Here is an 8,735-nt window from a genome sequence, read left to right as displayed (position 1 = left end):
AAGAAAGACTAACTATTAAAAGTCAAGTCTAAAATGAAGATTTTGTGAATGAATTGCGGAAACGCATTTCAGATATAGTTGTACCTTGAAAATCGCATGACAAACAGAGCATCGTATACCGGTGCTCAAAGAGAGTGTTATAGAACAGAAAAAGTTATGCCGTTTTTATGTAAGGCTTGCCGGATTTTTCCATTGCATAGATTAACCGCACAAGTTTCTTTGTGGCATGAGTAATGGCAACGTTGTAGTGCTTCCCTTCAGAAATCTTCTTCTGAAGATATGCACCGAAGGTTTCATCCCAGTGGCAGACGTACTTAGCGGCATTGATTAGGGCAAAACGCAGATAACGCGATCCCCGCTTTTCCATATGGGAATAAGAGGATTCCAATTGCCCGGATTGATAGGTGGATGGAGAAGCTCCGGCGTACGCCAGGATTTTATCCGGTGAATCAAAGCGGGAGAAATCCCCAATCTCAGCAAGGATCATCGCGCCCATACGGTAACCTATTCCGGGAATGGTCAGGATTGGGGAAGAGATCTGATCCATGATCTGTTTAATCTCGGATTCAATCTCTGAGATCTCGGAGTCTAGTTCGCTGATCAGGTGGAGTGTGTGTTTTAATTCCAGAGATTTGGCAGGCATGTTTGAACCGATGGAGACTCTGGCAGCCTCCCGTATTTCAATCGCTTTCTCCTTGCTGTAACGGCCTTTCGAGGCGTTTTCCAACAGTTTTGTCAGGTGTGTTAAATGGCAGGAGGCAATCTTTCCTGTAGAAGGAAGTTCCGAAAGCAGGGCATAAACGGAAGCGATATGAAGTGTGGGAACCAGTTTTTCCAATTCCGGGAAAAGAATGGTAACAAGCCTGGAGACAGACTGTTTGAGGCGAGCCCGTTCCTGAACCTTATCAAAACGGTAACGAGTGAGTGACTTTAACTCCTCGTTGTGGTAAGATATGTCTGAGTAGGACTTCAAGTTCACGTCAGACATGAGCATCATAGCAATGGTTCGGGCATCAACCTTATCCGTTTTCGTCTTTCTAAGGCTGAGACTTTTTCTGTAAAGATTTGTGTGGAGCGGATTGATGACGAAGGTGTGGAGACCTTTGTCAAGGAGATAACCGAGCAGGTTGTAAGAGTAGTGTCCGGTGGCTTCCAGTCCTACTTTTATATTAGAGAAATCTGAAGAAATAGAAAGGATCTTGGCAAAAAGATCATCAAAGCCATCCCGGTTATTCTGAATGGTAAAAACAGGAAAAAGGATTTCGCCATCTGAGTCCGTAATAAAACAGTCATGTTTATCTTTCGCGACATCAATTCCAACGTAGATCATAAGAACACTCCTTAGTAATAGATTTAGATACTGCTTGGAACCACAGGGCTCTCTGCGCTTGTAACCTCGTTCTAAATCAACCGTCATGCGGTATCTAACTGATTAACAACGATACAAAGAGGCTGTGGTTGGAGCCTTTCTTAAACCATCAAGTGGTAGGAAGGTGAAACCAATCCACAGTATCTCCAAACAGTATAGCATACAGACCTTGGAGAGGGTCTATAAACACTACTACTATATAATACGAGGATTGTTTTAAGAGATAAGAAAAGCGGAAAAATATATAATTGATATTTTACGTACATAGGTGACAATGAAAGAGATTAATATGATATGGAGGTATTATGTTAAATATTTGGAGACCTTATCCGATTTTTAAGCCAAAGAAAGACGGGTGGTATTTGTGCACATGTAGTGACGGAGCTGGAACATATTATTCACGGGTGATGCTTCTTCATTATACGCAATGGAGCGATACGTGGGTAAATCTTGAGAGAATGCGGGTATTTAGAGGATATAAGGTATATATATCCTGTCGGGCTCCAGTTGACGATAACTTAGTCATGGAAGATAACGAGTGTAAACGTTACGATGTTGTTGCATGGAAAAAAGTACCTAGAAAATGTTTGTGGGCTAAGGAGTATGAAAAATGAGTAGAGAATATGATTTATATTTGAAGAATCATCGAGACAATGTGGCAAAAGGATTTCGTTGGATGGAGGAAAATTTGCCAGAAGTGATTACAAAGGCAAATGAGCAGGAGTATGAAATTCCTGTAGATCTTGAGCATCAGATCATATTTTCGCATGATGCATCTAAAAATAAACCAGACGAGTATGAAGCGTACGATGCATATTTTTATGGTGGAAATCGGTCATGGTGGGTTGTTGTACAATACCAATGGGCTTGGTTGCGGCATATTCATCGCAATCCACATCATTGGCAGTATTGGATTCTTATTAATGATGATCCAAACGAAGGCGAGATTACTCTTGATATGCCTTATGAGTATATCATCGAAATGATTTGTGATTGGTGGGCGTTCAGCTGGGCAAAGGAAAATCTTTTCGAAATTTTCAAATGGTATGATGAGCACAAGGCGTACATGAAGCTCAGCGATCGGACAAGAATTGAGGTGGAGGATATTTTCAAGCAGATGAAAGCAAAGCTGGAGAGAGAAAAAAAAGGCGGTATAGCTGAGATACCAGTAAACTATGTACAGAAAATATTGTGAAATGGAGAAGTAAGTAATGAGTATGTTAGAATGGGCTAAGAATGAGGTAGCTATTGCAAGTAAAAGAGAAAGAGGAGATAAGCCTGAGAGTGAGTGGGATTATGGTTGTGCTTGCTATAACAGTGCTATGAAAGCTTTTAAAAGCCTCTTAGGTGATGATCATAGTGGTCTGAGTATTGGAATTACTAAGAATATCCTTAACCGCTTGATTGATAGAAAGCCTCTTACTCCTATTGAGGATACAGAGGAGGTATGGGGAGAGCCACGTATTGATAGCCGAGACAAAAGTAAACGGTATCAGTGTAAGAGAATGAGTAGTCTATTCAAGAGAGTTGCTCAGGATGGATCAGTAACTTACAGTGATATTGATAGATATTACTGTACAAATGAGGAGAACCCTCATGTAAGCTGGCACAATGGTTTTGTAGCAAAGATTTATAATGAGATGTATCCGCTCACTCTTCCTTATATGCCTAACAGTAGACCGGATGTTATCGTATGTGATGAACTTTTGACAGACCGGAAAAATGGAGATTATGATACCTTAGCTATTTTATACATCAAGAAAGCAGACGGGGAAAGAGTTGAGGTAAATAGATACTTTAAAGAGAGTGAGGTATCATTTGCAGAGATTTCTCCAGAGGAATATAAAGAGAGACAGAGATTACATGAGGAGCGGATCAAGAGTGAAGATGAAAGCAAAGCTGGAAGAAAATAATAGTGGTTACTCCGCGAAATAAACATTCCCCTTTATAGAAATATATTTAGGAGGAAATGACAATGAAGATCAGAAGATTATTCAAGAAAAGAAAATGGGAGCTTACTTACTACAGAGGTCTTAATAATAAGGGTCATATAATCAGTAAGGAAGGAAACTATTTTCAGTTTATGATCGCTGTATTCAAGATCATGTTGAACTGAATAAGTAGTTTTGAAGAGGGTCTGAACCTACAAAGGTTTTGGCTCTCTTTTCTTTTTAGATTTTATGTAATACAGAAAAGAGGTGACGATATTTTTGGCTAAAAGAGGAAGACCGGCGACGAATAATCCCAGAATTGTTAATTGCCGGGTTCGGATGACTAAGGAGGAGGCTGAGAGGTTAGAAGATCTTAGACGTGCAACAGGAATGAATACCTCGGATACTGTGCGGACAGCGATGGAGTATATGCACGATTCGATTATGAAAGGAGATAAAAATGAATCTGAGACAGAAATTGAAAAAAGCAAAAAGGGAACTTGAATTTTATAAAAATTTTATGCCAACAAGTAATAATACGCTGATCGTACACCCAGAACATATTCGGTGTGAAAATCTTAGATCAGTTATTACTATGCGACGTAATGATCCCCGTGTTTTATATTATCCAGAAAGTATTCAAGATGACCTCATCCAGGATCTCATACCAAAATTGAGGGATTATACAACATTTACAGCTATTGATAATCGAAAATCTGAGCATTTTCCAAGTAACTCCATAACGTTTATGGCTGATGTTATAGTTGGAAAAAGGATGGAGGAGTAGATTATCCAAGATAAAATTGCATAGAGAGGAGAAATGTAAATAATGAATTTAAAAGATGCTTTGATAAAAGCTGGATTACAGGTTGGAGATGATCCTGTCAATAGAAAAGAGTTTGATTCTGTTCAAGATGTAAGTCTTCCGTACTATCTGGATAAGGATATATTTAGTCACTTAGACATTTTCCAGGATGTAAAGTTCTTCGAGGCTCACAGGCAGCCTTTAACAATGGAATGGATGAAAAATCATGGTATGACTCCAATGGAAAAAGATAGGATTTATGACTGGGTAACCAGTCATATGGACAAGTGCTATCGGGTAAGCAGTTATGATACCGATGGTAAGAGAATAGGAGTAATGTATGGTCACTGCTGCTTCTTTGTAAGTATTCTATGGGACGCTAGAACGAAGCGGTTTTCACTCACCCATGGTTCTGACGGTGTACATTCTAAGTTCTATAAGTATGTAGAAAACCATAAGTATACAGAATTTCTGGACGAATGGCTTAAGGAGACTCCGTGGATTCCTGTGTTAGTAGACGAAGCGGTTTCGTGCGATGGGGTATTTCTGAACTTTGAGCGAAAAGATTGCTACTGGTCTTATGGTTGCAGTATCTTAGAGTCTAAAAGAAAAACTGTTAAGAACGGTTTAGAGGACTTAGAGAAGTTGGGCGGTACTGTAGAGCCAGGTAAGAAATATGTCGTTCGTGCTAAAATTAGTCTTGGTGGAAGACGTACATGTATGATCAGGGAGTGGATTCCGAAAAAGTCTTATCACTATAACAGGGAGGACTAGAGATATGAAAGAAATAAATACCTTTGCAGAATTTACTGGTAAAATCGCAAGAAAATGTTTTGAGTATGGGCTTGGCGTAACATTCGAGACAAAACCGGGACTAATTAAAAGATTTTATATTAGCGTATTCAGTGAGCACTATAGGGAAGAGCATGTGATAGATATCGTTCCATTAAAATATACATTAAGCAGATTTAAAGACACATACACTGATGATATTTTAAAGATTGTCGATGCTGTTTGGCAGAAAGAAAAAGCATATATTCAATGGAGAGTTGATCGTATGCTGGATGGGAAACCCTGTGAATTTGAAGATTATGAGGAGGTATTCAAATGAAAAAGAAAGAACTGAAGAAAAAAATGAGACATACAGAAGATGCATTGAAGATAATGTATTCAGCATATCTTGAGCTTAGAAAAGCTACTGTACTCATGCAAAATGGGAATGATATAACAATGAATAAATGGATTGCGAATACTAAGAAGACTTTCGATGCGGCGAGTCTTTTGTCAAAAGAACAGAGGAAACGTTTGGGATTTCCTAATTTTATTGTTTTACAAGATGATTTTGCTAAAGAGGAGAATTGATATTTATGTTGGCTAAAATCACATTTATCATGTTTATTATCTATCTTATCGTAGTTTGGATTGGAAAGTTTTATTATAAATTTATTCTCAATACTATGGACAAGATCAGATTTAGATGCAAAAACTATACAAAATTGGAAAATATTTATTTGCCTATAGCCGGTGTAATCATTGTTATATTCAGAGGACTTTTGCTCTTTGATGTTATTTACATACTGTATAGATTGATATTTTAACCTAATAGAAAGGGGATAACACTATGAATAAAAATTTTGATGAGATAAAAGATAGACTTAGTATTCGTATGATTAATTTTCAGAGAACAAATTTTGAAGATGGAAAAGATTATGTTATCGGAACTGAGGGAGATTTCTCGTTTTATTATGTGCTGTTATCTCCCAATCAATCTGAAGAAACAATCATAACATACAAAATGCTTCAGATGTTGGATATTACACAAGCCATTCTTCATACGGCTGCAATTGAGGCAGATCGTAGCCATGGAGCGCATGTGACTGGCTTAATATATGAGGAAGATACTTTAAATTTATATATGCTCGATTATGAAAACGAAGACTATGGGGCAAGCTTGATTCTTGATAAAGAAATCAGAAAAGCTATTTGGCAGCATCTTGGAAGAAATTATTTTGTTATGCCTTCATCGATCCATGAGGTAATGATAGCGCCAGATTATGATATTCTCGATCCAGAAGATTTCTTTAAAATTGTAAGAGATTGCAATGCAAGTAGAGCAATTGTGAATGAGAGTGATATTCTTTCATATGAAGTTCAGTGGTGTACCGAAGCTGGATTGATTATTAACGCCAGGGCAAAAGAAGAATTTTTAAATGTTATGAAAACGGTAAATGAGTTAAAGGAGTGATATTTATGATCGAATGCGAAAATTGTATTTATGGATTTTTTAAGAGCATTGGAGATGGGCCATGTATGCGTTTGGACGACAGGGAATGCCCAAATTATAACGAAGTAACCGATCGCATTGAGGTCACAGCCAAAGAAGGGGAAGCAAGAATATATGAGGGAGCTATCGTTGAACATTTCAAAAGAGAGACACTTGATGAAAAGTGTATCAGGAAAAATAATAATCTATATAGGTATGAAGTCTTGCATTTTGCGCGGCATACAGAAACTGGCGAAATGTTTGTGATTTACAAAGCACTATATGATGGAAAAGCTATCGAATCAGATGTTCACTATGGAGACGTATTTGTCAGACCATTTGATATGTTTATGGGAAAAGTCGATCATAAAAAAATATCCAAATATTAAACGTAAATACCGGTTTGAATTAGTTGACAAAATCTCATAATAATCTCAATGTTGCATAAAAATAAAACTGGAGGAAATGAAAATGAAGATTAAATTATTTACACATACAGATCTCGATGGTGTAGGATGCGCTGTTCTTGCGTATTTGGCATTCGGGTATAAAAATGTTGACGTTGAATTTTGCTCATATAATAATATTAATCAGAAAGTGCTCAAATTTATTATGAGCCGTAGTTTATCCAATTCAGCATATTATTGCCTCTATATCACTGATCTAAGTGTTAGCGAAGAGGTTGCAAGACAGATAGAAAAACACAAGGATAATATAATGCCTCGATTATTCGATCATCATGCGACTGCACTTTGGCTGAATAAATATGATTGGTGCCAGGTCTTGGAGAATACACCGATGTATGGGCATCTTAAAACTTCTGGAACCGAGTTGTTTTACATGTATTTATGCGAATTTTCAATGCTTGACATACATAATATTGATGCTGTGAAAAATATCGGCAAATTTGTCACTATAGTGAGAGATTGGGATACATGGCATTGGAAAGAACTCGGGAATATTGGAAATATCAGCAAAGATATGAATGATCTCTTTTCAATGTATGGGATTGTCGAATTTATCGAATGGATTATTCCTAAAATATCATTGGAAGATGCTGATTTATTTCCGGCATTTGGACTGGAAGAGAAAACAATGCTTGCTCAATTACGAAAAGACATAAATCACTATATTGATAAGAAAAATTCTCAGATTATTAAAAAGGAAGATATGTTTGGAAACAGATATGGAGTGGTATTTGCGGAACGATATATCAGTGAACTTGGTAATCGTTTATGTGAACTAAACCCGAAACTTGCGTATATCGCAATCATTGACATTTCCGAAGGCAAGATAAGCTTTCGAACAATTAAAGACAATATTAACCTCGGAGACGAAATTGCTCATGCATATGGTGGAGGCGGACATCCGAAAGCCGCTGGAGCATTACTTAATCCAGATACGGTGGAAGAATTGATAAACAACATATCTGGTAGTCAGTATAAGATTTGAGAAAGGAGATAGATATTTTATGAAGCGAATCATAATAATATTAAGAGACGGAGAGACGATCGTTGGATCACCATATAAAGACAAGTATAATCGTCAACTATTTACGTATCCAAAATCACCAACTCTTAAAGATTTTGCAATGTTAGATGATATGATGGCATTGCATGGCATAGAAACCATTGATATAGCAGAATGGCATATAGAAAAGGTGGAGGAATGAGTTATGTGGGAAAAAGGATCTTTTGAAATTGATGGTTCTAAATTCGTATATGAGGCAAAAGTTTTTAAGACCGGTAGTAAGTATGGAATCAATGATGGAAGAATTTCGAAACTGTGGATCGGATATGATGATAAATTTCTTCCCTGGCATTATTTCGAAAGTTGTATTGTCCATTATGATCGTGGTTGGGATATAGAGCCGAAAGATGATCTCGCTAGGAAAGCTCTTGAGTATGTTCTGAATTTGTATAAATAATCGCGAGATAAACATGCACTCATATGAAAAACAATTGATATTCTTGAAAGGAGAACAGCTATGAAATTAGAAGAAATCAAAACATTTGTAGAGGAACATAAGAAAGAGATCCTCATCGGAACCGGAGTGGTTGTTGGAGGTATCGTTTTAGTAGTGACAGGAAAGAAACTGCCGAAGCCTAGAAAAGCAATTATTTCAAAACCATATAAAGACTTACCAAAGCCTAATATGAGTGTTGGAAAACTTGACGATTTCTGGGAAGACAGTTGCGGAAAGATGGCATTAGTTAACGATATCGCCATCAAAGATCTTGGGACTGTAGGACAGGATTTTTTAAAGGTCGATGGATTTACAAATGATACGGGAGTTTCATTACTAATCGGTTTTGTCGATGAAGATTAATTGTATTGGAGAGTCTTGGGAAAATCTGAGGCTCTCCT

General features: G+C 37.3%; 13 protein-coding genes. 12 read left to right on the top strand and 1 reads right to left on the bottom strand.

What is annotated here, in order from left to right; all coding sequences use genetic code 11:
- Positions 1-154: 154 nt before the first annotated feature.
- The gene (locus tag DXD92_RS12900; protein WP_118640669.1) at positions 155-1,330 is read right to left on the bottom strand and encodes an IS110 family transposase; all 1,176 of its coding nucleotides are present in this window, start codon (positions 1,328-1,330) and stop codon (positions 155-157) included.
- A 649-nt stretch (positions 1,331-1,979) separates the two neighbouring features.
- On the opposite strand from DXD92_RS12900, the gene DXD92_RS12890 reads away from it, so the two are divergent.
- From DXD92_RS12890 to DXD92_RS12830, 12 genes are all read left to right on the top strand, one after another.
- Positions 1,980-2,564, top strand: coding sequence for a DUF5662 family protein (locus tag DXD92_RS12890; protein WP_118640665.1), 585 nt, complete (start codon positions 1,980-1,982; stop codon positions 2,562-2,564).
- Between the two features lie 16 nt (positions 2,565-2,580).
- Positions 2,581-3,282, top strand: a complete 702-nt coding sequence (locus DXD92_RS12885) for a hypothetical protein (protein ID WP_118640663.1) — start codon at positions 2,581-2,583, stop codon at positions 3,280-3,282.
- 478 nt (positions 3,283-3,760) lie between these two features.
- On the top strand, positions 3,761-4,087 hold the full coding sequence (locus DXD92_RS12880; RefSeq protein ID WP_118640661.1) for a hypothetical protein: 327 nt from the start codon (positions 3,761-3,763) through the stop codon (positions 4,085-4,087).
- Between the two features lie 42 nt (positions 4,088-4,129).
- Positions 4,130-4,879, top strand: coding sequence for a hypothetical protein (locus DXD92_RS12875; RefSeq protein WP_118640659.1), 750 nt, complete (start codon positions 4,130-4,132; stop codon positions 4,877-4,879).
- Between the two features lie 4 nt (positions 4,880-4,883).
- Positions 4,884-5,216, top strand: coding sequence for a hypothetical protein (locus DXD92_RS12870; RefSeq protein ID WP_118640657.1), 333 nt, complete (start codon positions 4,884-4,886; stop codon positions 5,214-5,216).
- Entirely contained in the window at positions 5,213-5,467 is a 255-nt protein-coding gene (locus tag DXD92_RS12865) for a hypothetical protein (protein ID WP_118640655.1), read from the top strand. Before DXD92_RS12870 ends, DXD92_RS12865 begins: the two co-directional genes overlap by 4 nt.
- A gap of 259 nt (positions 5,468-5,726) precedes the next feature.
- Positions 5,727-6,350, top strand: coding sequence for a DUF5688 family protein (locus DXD92_RS12855; RefSeq protein ID WP_118640651.1), 624 nt, complete (start codon positions 5,727-5,729; stop codon positions 6,348-6,350).
- A gap of 5 nt (positions 6,351-6,355) precedes the next feature.
- Complete coding sequence (locus DXD92_RS12850; RefSeq protein ID WP_243104897.1) at positions 6,356-6,757, top strand: DUF1653 domain-containing protein; 402 nt, start codon at positions 6,356-6,358, stop codon at positions 6,755-6,757.
- A gap of 82 nt (positions 6,758-6,839) precedes the next feature.
- Positions 6,840-7,820, top strand: a complete 981-nt coding sequence (locus DXD92_RS12845) for a DHH family phosphoesterase (protein WP_158581787.1) — start codon at positions 6,840-6,842, stop codon at positions 7,818-7,820.
- A 19-nt stretch (positions 7,821-7,839) separates the two neighbouring features.
- On the top strand, positions 7,840-8,040 hold the full coding sequence (locus tag DXD92_RS12840; RefSeq protein ID WP_118640647.1) for a hypothetical protein: 201 nt from the start codon (positions 7,840-7,842) through the stop codon (positions 8,038-8,040).
- Between the two features lie 3 nt (positions 8,041-8,043).
- On the top strand, positions 8,044-8,295 hold the full coding sequence (locus DXD92_RS12835; protein ID WP_118640645.1) for a DUF7678 domain-containing protein: 252 nt from the start codon (positions 8,044-8,046) through the stop codon (positions 8,293-8,295).
- Positions 8,296-8,355: 60 nt separating this feature from the next.
- A complete protein-coding gene (locus DXD92_RS12830; RefSeq protein WP_118640643.1) occupies positions 8,356-8,697 on the top strand; it encodes a hypothetical protein in 342 nt (113 codons plus the stop codon).
- The last annotated feature ends 38 nt before the right edge of the window (positions 8,698-8,735 follow it).

The organism is Blautia sp. TM10-2, assembly GCF_003480845.1.
Taxonomy (GTDB): Bacteria; Bacillota; Clostridia; order Lachnospirales; family Lachnospiraceae; genus Fusicatenibacter; species Fusicatenibacter saccharivorans.
This window is presented reverse-complemented; position numbering and strand designations above follow the sequence as displayed.